This is a genomic window from Achromobacter mucicolens, assembly GCF_029866465.1.
GTDB lineage: Bacteria > Pseudomonadota > Gammaproteobacteria > Burkholderiales > Burkholderiaceae_B > Achromobacter > Achromobacter mucicolens.
This window is the reverse complement of sequence record NZ_CP123364.1, coordinates 667,758-681,560: the sequence shown is the minus strand read 5'-3', so window position 1 is coordinate 681,560 and position 13,803 is coordinate 667,758. Positions and strand designations below refer to the sequence as shown.

Genomic DNA, 13,803 nt, shown 5'->3' with positions numbered 1-13,803 from the left:
TGGCGTGCGCGCAGTCGGAGCAAGCGCCATGTTGAAAACCTCTCCCGATCCGAACGCCGCGTCCAAGGCCGCTGACGAGCAAAAGCCTCACACCGACCCGCGCAAGGGCACCGAAACCCTGCCCATGCCCGATGAAAGCAAGGTCGTGGCCGGCATGCCGCGGCGTGGACGCGCCATTGCCGAACCCGGCGAGCCCGGCGTCATCACGCCGGAAGACGACGTGCTGGGTACGTCGTACGACACGCCCAAGCCCTGACGCGCAGCCGTCACCCGACCACCGCCGGCATCCAGCCGGCGGTTTTAATTACGGTTGGGGCAAACCCCTGCACCGGCCCGCCAGAATCTCCACGAACGCTTCCGTCACCAGCGATGGCGCCGTCTGCGTCGGGTAGGCCATGCTGACGCGCACCGGCAGGCGCGGCGTGAACGGCCGGATGGCCAACTGGCCGGCAAACACGCCGGCAATGTACGGATTGACGATGCCCAGTCCGCTGCCCGCCGCGGCCAGCGCGCAGATCGTCGACGAATAGGTGGTTTCGATTTCGGACGCAGGCTGGACCCGGTGTTCCTGCATCGCACCGCGAAGCTGCAGGTACACGTCGTCGTCCGCATTGAGCACCAGCAGCCGCCGCGCATGCAGATCCATGATGCCGACGCTCGCCTGCGCGGCCAGCGGGTGATCCGGCCGCATCACACACACGGCGGCGCTTTCGTGCAGGGTGCGCAAATCGAGTTGCGTCCCCTCCAGCGGCGCGGTGGTCACGACCACGTCGTAGGTTCCATGCAGCAGCCCTTCGCGCAAGTATTGGCTGCCGACCGTCTGCATGTTGATGTGGACATCCGGATAGCGCTGCGCGAATTCCTCCACCGCGCCGGGCAACATGCCCAGGCCCAGCGCTGGCGTGCACGCCAGGCGCAGCACGCCGCTGCCGCTGCGGCGCATGGCCGCGACCCGATCCTCGATTCGTTCCAAGCCCACGAAATGACGCTGCACCGTGTCGAAGAGATCCTTCGCCTCGCGCGTGGGCCGCAGCCGCCCGCGCTCCATGTCGAACAGGCGCAGCCCGGTGGCCTGCTGGGTCTGCGCCAGCAGCCGGCTGACCGAAGGTTGGGTGGTGCGCAGCATCTGGGCCGCGCCGGTGGTGGTGCCCGCCAGCATCACCGCATGGAAGGCTTCGATCTGGCGGAAATTCAGCGGTCGGCTCATGGCGTCACAGAGTATGGCAATTCTGCATAGCCTATGTGCAAAAAAGAATTTTTTCAAATACTAGGCGGCTCCTACACTGGCTTTTCCAGGGCGCCGTCAGATGTGCCCGCCACGCATCCACTGTTTGGGGAAATGACCATGAATCGCCGCCGCCTCCTGCAGGCCCTGTGCCTGACGCTCGCAAGTGCCGCCTTGCCGCTCACCGCGCAGGCCCAGGCCAACTATCCCGACCGCCCCGTGCGCATCATCGTGCCCTTCACGGCGGGCGGCAGTTCCGATATCCAGGGCCGCCTGGTGGCCGAACACCTGAGCAAGCTGTATGGGCAATCGGTGGTCGTGGAGAACCGTCCAGGCGCCGGCGGCCACATCGGCGGCAAGTTCGTGGCGGATTCCGGGCCGGACGGCTATACGCTGCTGCTCGGCTCCATTGGCCTGCACGCGACCTATGGCGTGTACAAGGCGCTGAACTACCAGCCCGCCAAGGACCTGAAGCTGATCACCATCGTGGCGGAGATGCCCCACGTCGTGGTCGCCAATCCGGCGTTGCAGGCCAACAGCCTGGCCGAGCTCACCGCGCTGGCCAAGGCACAGCCCGACACCCTGCATTTCGGCTCGGCAGGTGTCGGATCGTCCGTGCACATGGTCGGCGAGCTCTACAAGATGTCGGCGCAGGCCCCCATCGTGCACATCCCGTATCGCGGCAGTTCGGCGGCAACCAACGACCTGCTGGGCGGCCAGATCCAGTTATTGTTCGAGAACGTGCCCACCACCATCGGCTACATCCAGGCCAACAAGCTCAAGGCGCTTGCGATCACGGGCGCCAGCCGCTCGCCCGCTCTGCCCGACGTGCCGACCGCCGCCGAAGCCGGCCTGCCAGGCCTGACCGTCACGTCATGGACCACGCTGGCCGCCAGCAAAGACGTGCCCGATGCGCTGATCGAGAAGATCAGCGCCGACCTGAAGCGGATCTATGCCGATCCCGCGTTTCGCAGCGGCCTGGAACGCCTGGGCATGACCCCGGTCGGCAACTCGCCCGCAGCGGCGCGCGACTTCGTCGAACGCGAGCGCGCCCGCTGGAACAAGGTCATCGAAACCGAACACATCACCGCGGGTTGAACCCATGAATCGCATGTTTGCCACGCCCATCGCCTGCCGCCGTCTGAACGACGCGCCGCACCACCATTTCTTCGGTTACTACAACAAGACCGTCTGGCACCGCGACGGGCGCTATCTGCTTGCCAACCGCACCGCCTTCGCCGATGCCGTCCTGACGCCCGAATTGCGCGCAGAAGTCGGTTACTTCGACGTGCAAGACGGCGACCGCTATCACGCGGTGGGCGAGACCACCGCATGGAACTGGCAGATGGGCTGCCAGTTGCAATGGCTGGACGGCGCCCCCAGCCCGCAGCTGATCTACAACTGCCGCAGCGCCGACGACAGCGGCGTCTATCCCGGCTTTCGTAGCGCCATCCACGACATCGCCACCGGCCAAACCCGCGTGCTGCCCCTGCCGATCTACGTGGCCGCGCCCAACAGCCGCTATGCGCTGTGCGTGGACTACCGCCGGCTCTACATCACCCACCAGACGATCGGCTACAGCGAACATGCCCCCGGCCCCGTCGCCCTCGCACCTGCCGATGACGGCATTCGCGCGATGGACCTGGAGACCGGCGCTCACCGCCTGCTGGTCAGCTACGCCGACCTGCGCAACTTCCATCCGCGCGAGTCGATGGACCGGGCCATCCACTGGGTCAGCCACATAGAGGTCAATCCCTCGTCCACGCGCATCCTGTTCCTGCACCGCTGGACCGAACGCGTCGCGGATGAAACGTGCTTCCTGCATCGCCTCATCACCATGAACGCGGACGGCAGCGACATGCGCCTCCTGGAATGCTCCGACCACCCGCTGCCGCAACTGGCCGACGACTTCGACCCGAACGCGGTGGGCACCTTCGACTACGAGAAGTCCGAATACCAGATCTCGCACCCGCTGTGGCGCGACGACACCTCGATCATCGTCTGGGGCCCGCATGCCGGCAGCATCCACTACCACCTGTATGAAGACGCCCCGGACGGCCACGTGCAAGTCGTGGGCGACGGCGTGCTGACCGAGAACGGCCACATGACGTTTTCACCGGTCGACACGCGCTGGCTGCTCAGCGACACCTATCCGGACAGCGCCACGCACGAGCGCATCCTGTTCCTGTACGACATGGAAACGGGCGGCCGGCATGCGCTGGGAAGCTTCTATGCCGACCCGAACCTGTCCAAGGAAAACCGCTGCGACCTGCATCCGCGCTGGAGCCGCGACGGCACGCAGGTCTGCATCGACTCCGTGCACGAAGGCGAACGCCAGATGTATGTGCTGGACGTGTCGCCGATCGTGCTTAATCCAGCTTGACTTTCGCGCCCTCGATCACGGGCTTCCACTTCTGGTAGTCCTGCTTGATCGTCGCGGCGAACTGCTCCGGCGTCGTGGGCATGGCCTGCGCGCCCTGAGCGGCCAAGGCTTCCTGCATCGCCGGCAACGCCAGCACCTTGTTCAGTTCCGTGTTCAGCGTCTGGATGATGGGCTTGGGCGTCTTGGCCGGCGCCAGCAAGCCATACCAGACCCGCACGTCGAAGTTCGGATACCCCAGTTCCGCCACTGTCGGCACGTCGGGCAGAACCGGGCTGCGCTGCGGCGAGGTCACGGCCAGCGCGACGGCGCTGCCGGCCTTGAGCTGCGGCGCCGCCGACGGGATCGACGTGAAGATCACCGGCACCTGTCCGCCCAGCAGGTCGGCCATGGCCGGCCCCGACCCCTTGTACGGCACATGCACGAGCTTGATGTCCGCCCGCTGCTGAAGCAGTTCGGCAGCCAGGTGCGTGATGGTGCCGGCGCCGGGCGACCCGTAGTTGACTGCGCCGGGCGCCTTGCGGGCCGCTTCGATCAGCGCCTGCAAGGTCTGATAGGGGCTGGACTTGCCGGCCACAATGACCAGCGGCGCTTCGCCCACGATGCCGATCGGCGCAAAGTCCTTGACCGGGTCGTATGAAAGCTTGCTGTAGATGGAAGGCGCCACCGCCAGGTTGTCGACCTGCCCCATGACGATCTCGTAGCCGTCCGGCTTGGCGCGCGCGGCCGCGCCGATGCCGATGGTGCCGCCCGCGCCCGGCCGGTTCTCGGCCACCACGTTCCATTTGGTGGTCTCGCCCAGCTTGGCGGCCACCGTGCGGGACAGGAAGTCCGTGCCGCCGCCCGGGGTGAACGGCACGATGATGCGGATGGGCTGATTCGGGTAGGACTCCTGGGCGTGGGCGCCTGCCGCGACGCCCAGCACGCAAGCTGAAAGCAGAAGGTTGCGTAGCATGTGATGTGTCTCCGTCGTTATTGCTTTATAGGCAGGCGGTGTCGCCTTGGTGGTCCTGCCGCGGCGCGTTCAGATGACGCCGCGTTCCTGCAATCCAAGAATGTCGTCCTGCGCAAAACCGAACCGCAGCAGCACATCGCGGGTATCGGCGCCCAGCGCGGGCGCCGGTTGCACGGGCCGGGCTTCGGCTTGCGCAAACTTGATCGGGAAACCCAGCATACGCACATCGCCGTGGCCGCCATGCGGAACGTCAATGGCCATGCGCTGGTCCTGCACCTGGGGATCCTGGAACACTTCCTGCAGGTTCAGCACCTGACCGCATGGCACGCCGAACCGGTTCAGCCGTTCGATCCAGTGGGCGCTGGTGTGCTGACGCGTGCGCGCCTGGATGGCCTCGGTGATCGCGCCACGGTTGCGCATGCGATCGGCGTTCGTCGCAAAGCGCGGGTCGGCGCGCAGCTCGGACAGCTCCAGCGCGTCCAGCAGCTTGTGATAGACGACGTCGTTGCTGGGCGCGATGGCGACCTGCCCGTCGGCCGTCTCGAACAGCCCGTAGGGCGACGCGATGCCGTGATCGTTGCCCGTGCGCGCCGGCAGCCGGCCGTCGGCAAAATAGTTCGACGCCTGAAAGCTCAAGAGGCCGATCATGCTGCCCAGGAGGCTCACGCTGACACTGTCGCCCTGGCCGGTGCGCTCGCGGCGCAGCAGCGCCGCCACGATGCCCAGCGCGCCATTCATGCCAGCCACCAGATCGCTGATGGGCGGGCCCGCGCGCATGGGCGGCTGGCTTTCCGCGCCATTCAGGCTCATGAACCCGCTCATCGCCTGCGCGATGAAATCGAAGGCCGGCCGGTCGCGATAAGGCCCCGTCGTGCCAAAGCCGTTGATACTGCAATGAATGATGTCGGGCTTGAGCGCCTTGAGCGCCTCGTCGCCCAGGCCCATCTTCTGCATGACGCCCGGGCGGTAGTTCTCGACGATCACATCGCATTCGGCGATCAGGCGCCGCAGCACGGCCTTGCCCTCCTCGCTGTAAAGGTCGAGCGTGACGGATTTCTTGTTGCGGTTGTAGTTGGCGAAGTACCAGCTCAGGCCATCGCGTATCACGCCCTGGGCGCGCACCGGGTCGCCTTCGCCAGGCGTCTCGATCTTGATGACCTCTGCGCCCATGTCGGCGAGAAGTGAGGTGCAGAACGGGCCCGAGATGATGCGGGTCAGGTCCAGAATGCGGAATCCGGATAAAGGCATGGGTTCTTGTGAATCCAGGGTTGCGGAAATCAGCCGACGGCGGCCACAGCGCCGTCGTAATCGTGCAAGGCAAGCCGCGGCCCGGCCTTCATCACCTGGCCGGACAACGGGCGCTTCATCACCTGTTCAAGATGCCGCGACGCCTGGATCAGCGCTGCCAGGTCAATGCCCGTCTCGATATCCATCTCATGCAGCAGATTGACCGTATCTTCGGTGCAGACATTTCCCGTCGCCCCCGGCGCGAACGGACAGCCGCCCAAGCCGCCCAGGGACGATTCAAAGGACGTGATGCCCGCGTGCAGCCCCTCGACCACATTCACCAGCCCGAGGCCGCGCGTGTTGTGAAAGTGCAGGGAAAAGTCCATGGCTGGAAACGCCGCGCGCAGCGCGTCGACCGTCTTGCGCACCAGCCGCGGCGTCGCCATGCCCGTGGTGTCGCCCAGCGTGACGGCGTCGAAATCCAGGCGGGCAAACTCGGCCACGATGGTCTTTAACGTGGCGATATCGATATCGCCTTCGAACGGACAACCGAAGGCCACCGCGATGGCGCCCTTGCGCCGCATGGGATGGCCCTTTAACAGCGCCGCCACGTCCTCGATGTCGCGCAGCGATTGCTCCACGGACCGGTTCAGGTTCTTTCTGTTGTGGCTTTCGCTAGCCGACAGGAACACCACGACTGCATCGGCACGCGATGCCAGCGCGCGTTCCACGCCGCGCGGGTTCGGCGCCAGCGCGCTCAACACCACGCCAGGCCGCTTGTCCGCCAGCGCCAGCAACTCCGCGGCGTCTCGCATCTGCGGCACGGCACGGGGCGACACGAACGAGGTTGCCTCGATGTGGCGCACGCCGGCGGCGATCAATTCATTCAGGATGGCAGCCTTGGTGTCGGTGGGCACGAACTCGGGCTCGCTCTGCAGTCCGTCCCGCAGTCCCACCTCCACGATCTGCACTCGGCTTGGAAGGCTCACTTCTGTCTCCTCGCGCCCGCGCGGCGGGCGGTCCATGGGCTTGATGAGCCATCTTCCGAGGTCATCCGCCCCGGCACAAATCGCGAATCTTCAGCGGGGCATCGCCATTCGCGATGGCTGCGCGCGGCGACGCCTGCGTTCGCCGTCCGGATTTTGCTGCGCAACATACCCGGCCGAATGCGGCGGGCCCGGCGTCAATCGCCCGAGGCGGCGGCCTCTTGCAGCAGGTGTTCCATCAGCAGGCGGGCAGCGCCGGACAGGGGTTCATTGCTGCGCACGCACAATTTGAGCTGGCGCCGCGCCCACGCGTCCGTCAAAGGGATAATCCTAAGATCGCCGCAATCGAAGAGGGATAGCGCCTCCACGGGCACGATGCCGATGCCCAGCTCCCGGCGCACCATCGACACCAGCGCATCGTACGAGGTGACCTGGAACCGCAGCCGCACCGTGCGATTGATGGCCGCCGCCTCGCGCGTGAACAGGTAGTTCGCGGCGCTGCCCCGGTGCATGCCGACATGGTCGTATTCCAGCGTGTCGGCAAACGCCACGCGCTCCCGCGCGGCCAGCGGATGGGATCGGTTGACCACCAGCGTCATCACATCGCGCCGGTACGGAAAACTCTGCAGCCCGCTGTCGTCATCGGTCTGGGTATAGATGCCGATATCGCTCACGTTTTCCTGCACCGCGCGCGTCACCGCCGAACTGACGTTTTCCTCAAGATCGATCTGCACCCCGGGATGCAGAGCCAGAAAGCGCTGCAGATCTTCCGGCAGAAACTGCGTGATGGACGACAGGTTGGCCGCAATGCGCACGTGCCCGCGCACGCCCGACGAAAAGTCCCGGATCTCGTCCGTGAGGCCGCGCGCCTGATGCAGCAGCGCCCGCGCATGCCGCGCCAACGCGTGCCCCGCGCCCGTTGCTTCCACACCGCGAGCATGCCGCGTGATCAGCGCCACATCCAGGATGCGTTCCAGTTCAGACAACCGCTTGCTCAGCGCCGACGGCGCAATGTGCTCACGCGTGGCGGCCGCGGCAATGCTGCCTTCTTCGACCACGGCCACAAAGACCTGCAGGCTGTAGAGATCCAGGCGAGGCGCGGATGATCGGATCGATGGGTCGAAAGTCATGGCACGAGCGTACCGTAACGATTCCCGGAAATGCAAAAAGCCCCGATTTCTGGGAAATCGGGGCTTTTATTGGCTGGCCGGTGAGGCCTTGCCGGTATTCCTGGCGGACAGAGGGGCATACCAACTAGCGGATCACAAGCTTTCATGATGCCGCACAGCGCATCAAAAACCACTTAAAAATCAATTGCTTGAATTTTCGCTTGTCTCAAATCGAAACAAGAGCGTCCACGTGGTTGCTGACATTTCCGTATAAAAAAACGTATAAAGGAAGCTGCGATCGAAAACTAACAGGAGAACGATTGAATGGCAGGAGCCAACAAACTCACGCAACTTTCAAGTCACGCGACTGAAGGAGCCGGGGCAATATAACGACGGCGCCGGCCTCTTGCTAAACATATCTCCAGGAGGCTCGAAATCCTGGGTGCTTCGCTACACCTTCAAGGGAAGGGAACGCCGCACTGGGCTCGGGCCCTACCCAGAGGTCACGCTAAGCGAAGCACGTGAAGCCGCGCTAAATTTACGCCGCCAAATTCGCAACGGGTTAGACCCTGTCGAAGAGAAGAAAAAAGCCAGGGCAGCCGTAACTGCCGAGCAAACCAAGAGTGTCACCTTCGACTGGTGCGCTGAGAAGTATATCGCAGCGCACAAGCCCAGTTGGAAAAGCTCGAAGCATGGCGATCAATGGACGAACACCATCGCCACCTATGTTAGCCCCATCATGGGCAACACAGCCGTTGATCGGATAGAAACCGCGCACATCATGCGCGTGCTAGAACCGATATGGACGACAAAAACGGAAACCGCCTCGCGCGTTCGTGGCCGCATCGAGTCTATTCTTAGCTGGGCAGCCGTACGAAAGTTTCGAAGCGGGGAGAATCCGGCACGTTGGAAAGGACATCTGGATTCACTGCTTCCAGCCAGCAAAAAGATCGCGCGTGTGCAGCACCACGCTGCCCTTCCTTGGCAAGACATGAGCGACTTCATGGCGGATCTGAAACAACGAGCCGGTTTTGGCTCACTGGCGCTGCAATTCACGATACTGACTGCCGCCCGTTCCGGCGAAGTACGCGGCATGACTTGGGACGAGGTGAAACTTGATGACGCCGTCTGGATCATTCCTGGCGAACGCATGAAAGCTGGCCGCGACCATCGCGTGCCGCTATCGACTCATGCAAAAGCAATACTGACCAGCATGGAGGAGTTGAAGCTGGGCGACACGAACGTCGTTTTCCCTAGTGTGCGGGACCGCAAACCACTCTCCGACATGGCGCTGACTGCCGTGCTCAAGCGCATGGAACGAACAGATATCACCGTGCACGGATTCCGCTCAACCTTTCGCGACTGGGCGGCTGAAGTCACCAATTACCCCCGAGAAATGGCCGAAATGGCGCTGGCGCATACGGTTAGCGATCAAGTGGAAGCTTCCTATCGGCGTGGCGACATGTTTGAAAAGCGGCGAAAGATGATGGCCGACTGGGATGCATTCTGCCACGGCACCGCATCTGAATAAGTGTGGCCACGCCCCTTACCCTTACAAGGGACGTTAAAATGAATACTAAGAAGAAATATCGCCTGGTTACACAACTGGGCGAATGGGCTTGTGGCGTGGCTTGTGTCGCATCGGCTCTCGGGATAACTTACCGCGATGCGCTCAGGCGGCTGGAAAAGCACAAGGGCGCAAAGGTGAGGGACCGGCCCCGAGGTCTTGAGCTGGATCCGATTATTCGCGTTATGGCGGATGCCGGCTTCCTAATCACTGAACAGACGAAACGTCGACAATGGCCACTCGGCACCATTGCTTTCTTGTCGGAGGATTGGGGCAGGTACAAAGGCGGCGGCCATTACCTACTGCGATGCCCAGATGGCTGGATGGACTCTTGGGTGAATTTCCCTGACATGCCGCGCCGATCTGCGTATAGGGAGAGACTGCCCCGAGGCACACGCATCCAAGTTGCCTTGGTCCAAGAAGACCATCGAGGCACATCGTTGGAAAAAATGCCCGGATGAGTACTTTTCCAGAATCAAGACCACACCCTGCAGAGCACATAAAACGATATTAGCTTCAGGCCGGACCACTCTGATGCCGTTATATCGAAATCATCTTTCAATTTTTTATACAGCTCTATCCGCGTACCATTGAAGCGATACTGATCACCACTATATTTTGGAGCCACCAATAAACCGCCAAAACCGCCATGGTCGACGTCCTGCACCAATGCTCGCCCCATCTTTCTGAAATTCTCAGGGCCAAGGCTGTTCTGCAGTTCCCTCGCTTTCGCAAACCGCACCCCCTTTTTTTTCGTTTTTACGCTGTGGATTTGGTCTGGAATAGCGGGGTCAATCAACGCTTGCGACACGAATTCACGGTCCACGTACCAAATCCGCCAACGCCTGCTCCACCATCCGTCTTCAATATGACAGAGCAGGAACACATCAAGCGCATAGCATTCATCCAGTTTCTCGACGGCCTCGATATCCAACTCGCCATTTTTAAGACGACGGAATACATCGTCAGGTACGACAAGCGCCAACCGAGAGCGATGCCCGCGCTGAGTCCGATATCGAAAATACTTATCCTGAAATGCGCGACGATAATCCAGGAGCATCGGATTGACACGGCCATTCTGATCATTAACGCCAAAACTCAGCCAGTAATCGTGGGCCAGTTTCAGCCACCACAAATCGACGGCACTGCTCGCGAAACACCTGATATGGCGCGGAGCCTACGTGCCTCCCGCTCATCTCGCGGACCATTGCTTTGTAAGAAGCACAATAAACGAACGGCTGCCTCAGCTGAAAGCCGAAATCAAGAAGCTTGCACAACGCCAGATCGCATGTCACACCGCGAATACGCGCGGAAATAACCCCTGACTCATGGGATAGCCCCCCGGAAGTCGCCCTCACTTCCGGGTAAGCCACACTAAAGCATGTCAAAATACGACTCTTTTTGATGCGATTATGGTATCTTACGAAAGTATCAATACGTAATAATCGCAATGGCCGCATCCCACCCACCATCAATCATGGTTTTTACACCCCACCGACGCCACATCAATGACAACAGTTAATGTGAACGCGCTGGGTTACGCCCAACGCGACCGGCTCGCTTATATAGAACTCCGCCTGCGGTTCTTCGGTAGCGTGCGTCGGCGGGACTTGGCCGCGCGATATGGGGTGCAATCGGCGGCGGCCTCCCGAGACTTTAAGCTTTACCAAGACATCGCTCCTGCCAACATGCAGTATGACCGCAGCTCTAAGGTCTATACGGTAACGAGCACCTTCACGCCAGCGTTCAATTTTTCTCCTGCGCGTGTCCTCACCTGGCTGTCGGAAGGGTTCGGCGATAACGCCCCAGTTGGTGTGGGCAGCGGCCTGTCATGCTCTCTACCCCAGCGTCTAAGCCAACCCAACCTGGACACCCTGGCTCAAGTCACCCGCGCCATCAGCCAGAAATGTCCGCTGAAGATCACCTACCACTCTATTCAGAACGGTCTAAGCGAGCGGGAAATTGTGCCATTCGCGCTGCTCGATACGGGCTTGCGCTGGCACGTACGTGCATACGACCGTAAAACAGCAGAATTTCGCGACTTTGTCATCACACGTATAGAAACTGCCCAGCCGATGCCGGAGTCGCCGTTACAGGAACAGGAACATCCTGAGCACGACATTCAGTGGACGCGCATTGTAGAACTCGAACTCGTACCCCATCCCGATCAGCCCAGGCCAGAAATCACATGCATGGACTACGGCATGGTCAACGGCACCTTGCAGCTTCAGCTAAGGGCAGCCACAGCTGGGTACACCTTGCGCAAATGGAGTGTGGACTGCTCACCGGACCATAGCCTGAGGGGTAGCGAATACCGGCTATGGTTGAAGGATCACCTGGCGTTGTATGGCGTGAAGAACGCCTTGCTGGCTCCTGGGTATGGAAGACCGGAAGATTCTGAATCGGTAGCGTATGCCTGATCAACAGATGTATTTGCCTACACGGACTGCGCCGACACAACCAACGAACAAAGAGAAATGAAATGACGGAATCCTACCTGACTACCCTGCTGCAAATGAGGCTCCTCGTTGGCTTCCTCGGTGAACGGGCTCAGCACGCCTGGTGGCCAACCGCGTTCTATGAGTCTTCGAGCCGTCTTTTCCTCGAACCTGTTTTTTCCAAAACGTCTCGCCTTGCCCAATATCACGGTGTCCTAGAGGCGGCCAGACGCGTGCACGATGAGCATCTGAACGTGGGCAGCTACCATCTGTTCCGCCTGCCGGAGGAAGTAGAGCAAGACCTGCATGCGACCGTTCAAAGCGGAATGGGCGAAGACCTAACAAGCCAGGCGACACACAGTAAAGAGGGTGCGCTAACAGCGTTGAAACAGTTGGCTGTGTCCGACACGACGCTCAGCGTGGGACCAACCGCAGTCGGACGCATTCATGATCTCTATTCCATGGACATCCTAAATGTTATTGCGGCGGCCTATCTAGCGGCACTCCAGGACAATGCCAGAACTTACCCGTACCTGGTGGCCTGAACATGGCAGAGCAAAAATCTTACGACACTAATCTAGCTATGGGGTTAGGCCTTATTGAGGAAACCAAGGCTCTGCTAAACCTCTGGGAGCCGGCGATGGATTCGGCTGCACTGTATCAAGAAGCCCTTGCATCTGGTGTCTTGTCATCGGTGTCAGCCTACCGGCTGAGAAATATTGTCGTCCGGTGTTTTGGTAACAGATATTTAACACATGGCAATCAGACCGCAGCAACGTTAAAAAAGCTTCTGCCCTCTCTGGCTCCGACGGAAATGGCCCAACTTTTCTTCATTTACACATGCCGGGCCAATCGCATTTTCTACGATTTTGTCCGAAATGTTTATTGGCCGGCCTATATATCGGCAGACAAATTTCTTTCAAAGAAAAGCGCAGAAGATTTTATTCGCAGAGCGATTGACGATAACAAAACTCCATCTCGATGGGCTGAAGGGCAGATTGTTCGGGTGGGAAGATACTTAACGGGTTGTTGTTCCGATTTTGGTTTATTGGGATCACCAACCAAAAACGGACGCCCATTCATTCCATTCCGTATCGAACAAAAGACCATTGCATATCTAGCCCATGAGCTGCACCTTTCCGGGGTCGGTGACAACGCCCTGCTCACCCATGAAGACTGGCAGCTATTTGGCCTGGCGCGCGAAGACGTGCTAGAGGAAATTAAACGACTCTCGCTGAAGGGCTTGCTCATCGTCCAGGCTGCTGGCGACGTTATCCGTATCAGCTGGAAACAACAAGACATGGAGGCGCTCTGCGATGTCCTCACTCAAAGCTGACTTCGACGAGTTGCGCGAACGCATCCGGCACGGGCGCGAGCTCGGTCATGCAAGCTTCGAGCCGATCTATTACCTGGTCTTCCCGCCAGAACAAATCCTCGAAGTGAAGCGGCAAACCCCTTCCTGGGTGGCCAAGCTGCACCAGGAAGGTTGGGACGTCACGACATTCTCGATTGCGGAGCAGATTTGGTCGATCTTACGAGAAGATGAATTCATGTGGTCTTTGTGTGTGCAGGAAGACAAGAATGCACCACTCAATTGGCGGCGAACGAACAAGGCGTTGGCCGACATACTTGAAGCGGAAAATGGCCTGATGAAACGGCTAGTCGATGCGCTGCAATCGCTTGAGAACCAGAAAACAAGCTTGCTGTTGGTGACAGACCTTGAAGCACTTCACCCCTTCGTGCGCATTGGCGCGCTAGAAAGCAAGCTTCAAGGCCAATTTCATGTTCCGACTGTTTTCCTTTATCCAGGCGAACGAGCGGGTAAGACCATGCTGAAATTTCTAGGGTTTTATCCAGCAGACGGCAACTACCGCTCAGTCCACGTTGGCGGCTGAACAAATAAAGAATATTGGAAA

General features: G+C 60.5%; 14 protein-coding genes. 8 read left to right on the top strand and 6 right to left on the bottom strand.

All coding sequences use genetic code 11. From position 1 onward, the window contains the following. Nucleotides 1-28: 28 nt before the first annotated feature. Nucleotides 29-256, top strand: coding sequence for a hypothetical protein (locus QEP15_RS03040; protein ID WP_152383355.1), 228 nt, complete (start codon nucleotides 29-31; stop codon nucleotides 254-256). A 48-nt stretch (nucleotides 257-304) separates the two neighbouring features. On the opposite strand, the gene QEP15_RS03035 is transcribed toward QEP15_RS03040, so the two are convergent. Beyond that, nucleotides 305-1,207, bottom strand: coding sequence for a LysR substrate-binding domain-containing protein (locus QEP15_RS03035; protein ID WP_152383354.1), 903 nt, complete (start codon nucleotides 1,205-1,207; stop codon nucleotides 305-307). A gap of 138 nt (nucleotides 1,208-1,345) precedes the next feature. On the opposite strand from QEP15_RS03035, the gene QEP15_RS03030 reads away from it, so the two are divergent. Then, complete coding sequence (locus QEP15_RS03030; protein ID WP_152383353.1) at nucleotides 1,346-2,323, top strand: Bug family tripartite tricarboxylate transporter substrate binding protein; 978 nt, start codon at nucleotides 1,346-1,348, stop codon at nucleotides 2,321-2,323. Nucleotides 2,324-2,327: 4 nt separating this feature from the next. Next, nucleotides 2,328-3,608: a TolB-like translocation protein gene (locus QEP15_RS03025; protein WP_152383352.1), complete on the top strand. Its 1,281-nt coding sequence runs from the start codon at nucleotides 2,328-2,330 to the stop codon at nucleotides 3,606-3,608. Here QEP15_RS03025 and QEP15_RS03020 read toward each other — a convergent pair. The 4 genes from QEP15_RS03020 to QEP15_RS03005 form a co-directional block, all read right to left on the bottom strand. After that, entirely contained in the window at nucleotides 3,595-4,560 is a 966-nt protein-coding gene (locus tag QEP15_RS03020) for a Bug family tripartite tricarboxylate transporter substrate binding protein (protein WP_152383351.1), read from the bottom strand. The genes QEP15_RS03025 and QEP15_RS03020 overlap by 14 nt on opposite strands. Nucleotides 4,561-4,629: 69 nt before the next feature. Then, on the bottom strand, nucleotides 4,630-5,808 hold the full coding sequence (locus QEP15_RS03015) for a CaiB/BaiF CoA transferase family protein (RefSeq protein ID WP_175157340.1): 1,179 nt from the start codon (nucleotides 5,806-5,808) through the stop codon (nucleotides 4,630-4,632). A gap of 29 nt (nucleotides 5,809-5,837) precedes the next feature. Further along, on the bottom strand, nucleotides 5,838-6,776 hold the full coding sequence (locus QEP15_RS03010) for a hydroxymethylglutaryl-CoA lyase (protein ID WP_217470105.1): 939 nt from the start codon (nucleotides 6,774-6,776) through the stop codon (nucleotides 5,838-5,840). 194 nt (nucleotides 6,777-6,970) lie between these two features. Beyond that, nucleotides 6,971-7,903: a LysR substrate-binding domain-containing protein gene (locus tag QEP15_RS03005; protein ID WP_175157338.1), complete on the bottom strand. Its 933-nt coding sequence runs from the start codon at nucleotides 7,901-7,903 to the stop codon at nucleotides 6,971-6,973. Between the two features lie 385 nt (nucleotides 7,904-8,288). Between QEP15_RS03005 and QEP15_RS03000 the strand changes: the two genes are divergently transcribed. Then, complete coding sequence (locus QEP15_RS03000; protein WP_280148425.1) at nucleotides 8,289-9,413, top strand: tyrosine-type recombinase/integrase; 1,125 nt, start codon at nucleotides 8,289-8,291, stop codon at nucleotides 9,411-9,413. 511 nt (nucleotides 9,414-9,924) lie between these two features. Here QEP15_RS03000 and QEP15_RS02995 read toward each other — a convergent pair. Beyond that, complete coding sequence (locus QEP15_RS02995) at nucleotides 9,925-10,584, bottom strand: hypothetical protein (protein WP_280148424.1); 660 nt, start codon at nucleotides 10,582-10,584, stop codon at nucleotides 9,925-9,927. Between the two features lie 373 nt (nucleotides 10,585-10,957). Between QEP15_RS02995 and QEP15_RS02990 the strand changes: the two genes are divergently transcribed. The 4 genes from QEP15_RS02990 (at nucleotide 10,958) to QEP15_RS02975 (ending at nucleotide 13,782) form a co-directional block, all read left to right on the top strand. Next, nucleotides 10,958-11,869, top strand: a complete 912-nt coding sequence (locus tag QEP15_RS02990; protein WP_280148423.1) for a WYL domain-containing protein — start codon at nucleotides 10,958-10,960, stop codon at nucleotides 11,867-11,869. A 62-nt stretch (nucleotides 11,870-11,931) separates the two neighbouring features. Further along, on the top strand, nucleotides 11,932-12,432 hold the full coding sequence (locus QEP15_RS02985) for a BrxE family protein (protein WP_280148422.1): 501 nt from the start codon (nucleotides 11,932-11,934) through the stop codon (nucleotides 12,430-12,432). 2 nt (nucleotides 12,433-12,434) lie between these two features. Then, a complete protein-coding gene (locus QEP15_RS02980) occupies nucleotides 12,435-13,223 on the top strand; it encodes a BrxA family protein (protein WP_280148421.1) in 789 nt (262 codons plus the stop codon). Next, complete coding sequence (locus QEP15_RS02975; protein WP_280148420.1) at nucleotides 13,204-13,782, top strand: BREX protein BrxB domain-containing protein; 579 nt, start codon at nucleotides 13,204-13,206, stop codon at nucleotides 13,780-13,782. Before QEP15_RS02980 ends, QEP15_RS02975 begins: the two co-directional genes overlap by 20 nt. Nucleotides 13,783-13,803: the final 21 nt, after the last annotated feature.

Excerpts from the sequence above, each read along its gene's own strand:
- QEP15_RS03040 (WP_152383355.1), top strand. The coding sequence starts at position 29 with ATGTTGAAAACCTCTCCCGATCCGAACGCCGCGTCCAAGGCCGCTGAC.
- QEP15_RS03035 (WP_152383354.1), bottom strand. The coding sequence starts at position 1,207 with ATGAGCCGACCGCTGAATTTCCGCCAGATCGAAGCCTTCCATGCGGTG.
- QEP15_RS03030 (WP_152383353.1), top strand. The coding sequence starts at position 1,346 with ATGAATCGCCGCCGCCTCCTGCAGGCCCTGTGCCTGACGCTCGCAAGT.
- QEP15_RS03025 (WP_152383352.1), top strand. The coding sequence starts at position 2,328 with ATGAATCGCATGTTTGCCACGCCCATCGCCTGCCGCCGTCTGAACGAC.
- QEP15_RS03020 (WP_152383351.1), bottom strand. The coding sequence starts at position 4,560 with ATGCTACGCAACCTTCTGCTTTCAGCTTGCGTGCTGGGCGTCGCGGCA.
- QEP15_RS03015 (WP_175157340.1), bottom strand. The coding sequence starts at position 5,808 with ATGCCTTTATCCGGATTCCGCATTCTGGACCTGACCCGCATCATCTCG.
- QEP15_RS03005 (WP_175157338.1), bottom strand. The coding sequence starts at position 7,903 with ATGACTTTCGACCCATCGATCCGATCATCCGCGCCTCGCCTGGATCTC.
- QEP15_RS02990 (WP_280148423.1), top strand. The coding sequence starts at position 10,958 with ATGACAACAGTTAATGTGAACGCGCTGGGTTACGCCCAACGCGACCGG.
- QEP15_RS02985 (WP_280148422.1), top strand. The coding sequence starts at position 11,932 with ATGACGGAATCCTACCTGACTACCCTGCTGCAAATGAGGCTCCTCGTT.
- QEP15_RS02980 (WP_280148421.1), top strand. The coding sequence starts at position 12,435 with ATGGCAGAGCAAAAATCTTACGACACTAATCTAGCTATGGGGTTAGGC.
- QEP15_RS02975 (WP_280148420.1), top strand. The coding sequence starts at position 13,204 with ATGTCCTCACTCAAAGCTGACTTCGACGAGTTGCGCGAACGCATCCGG.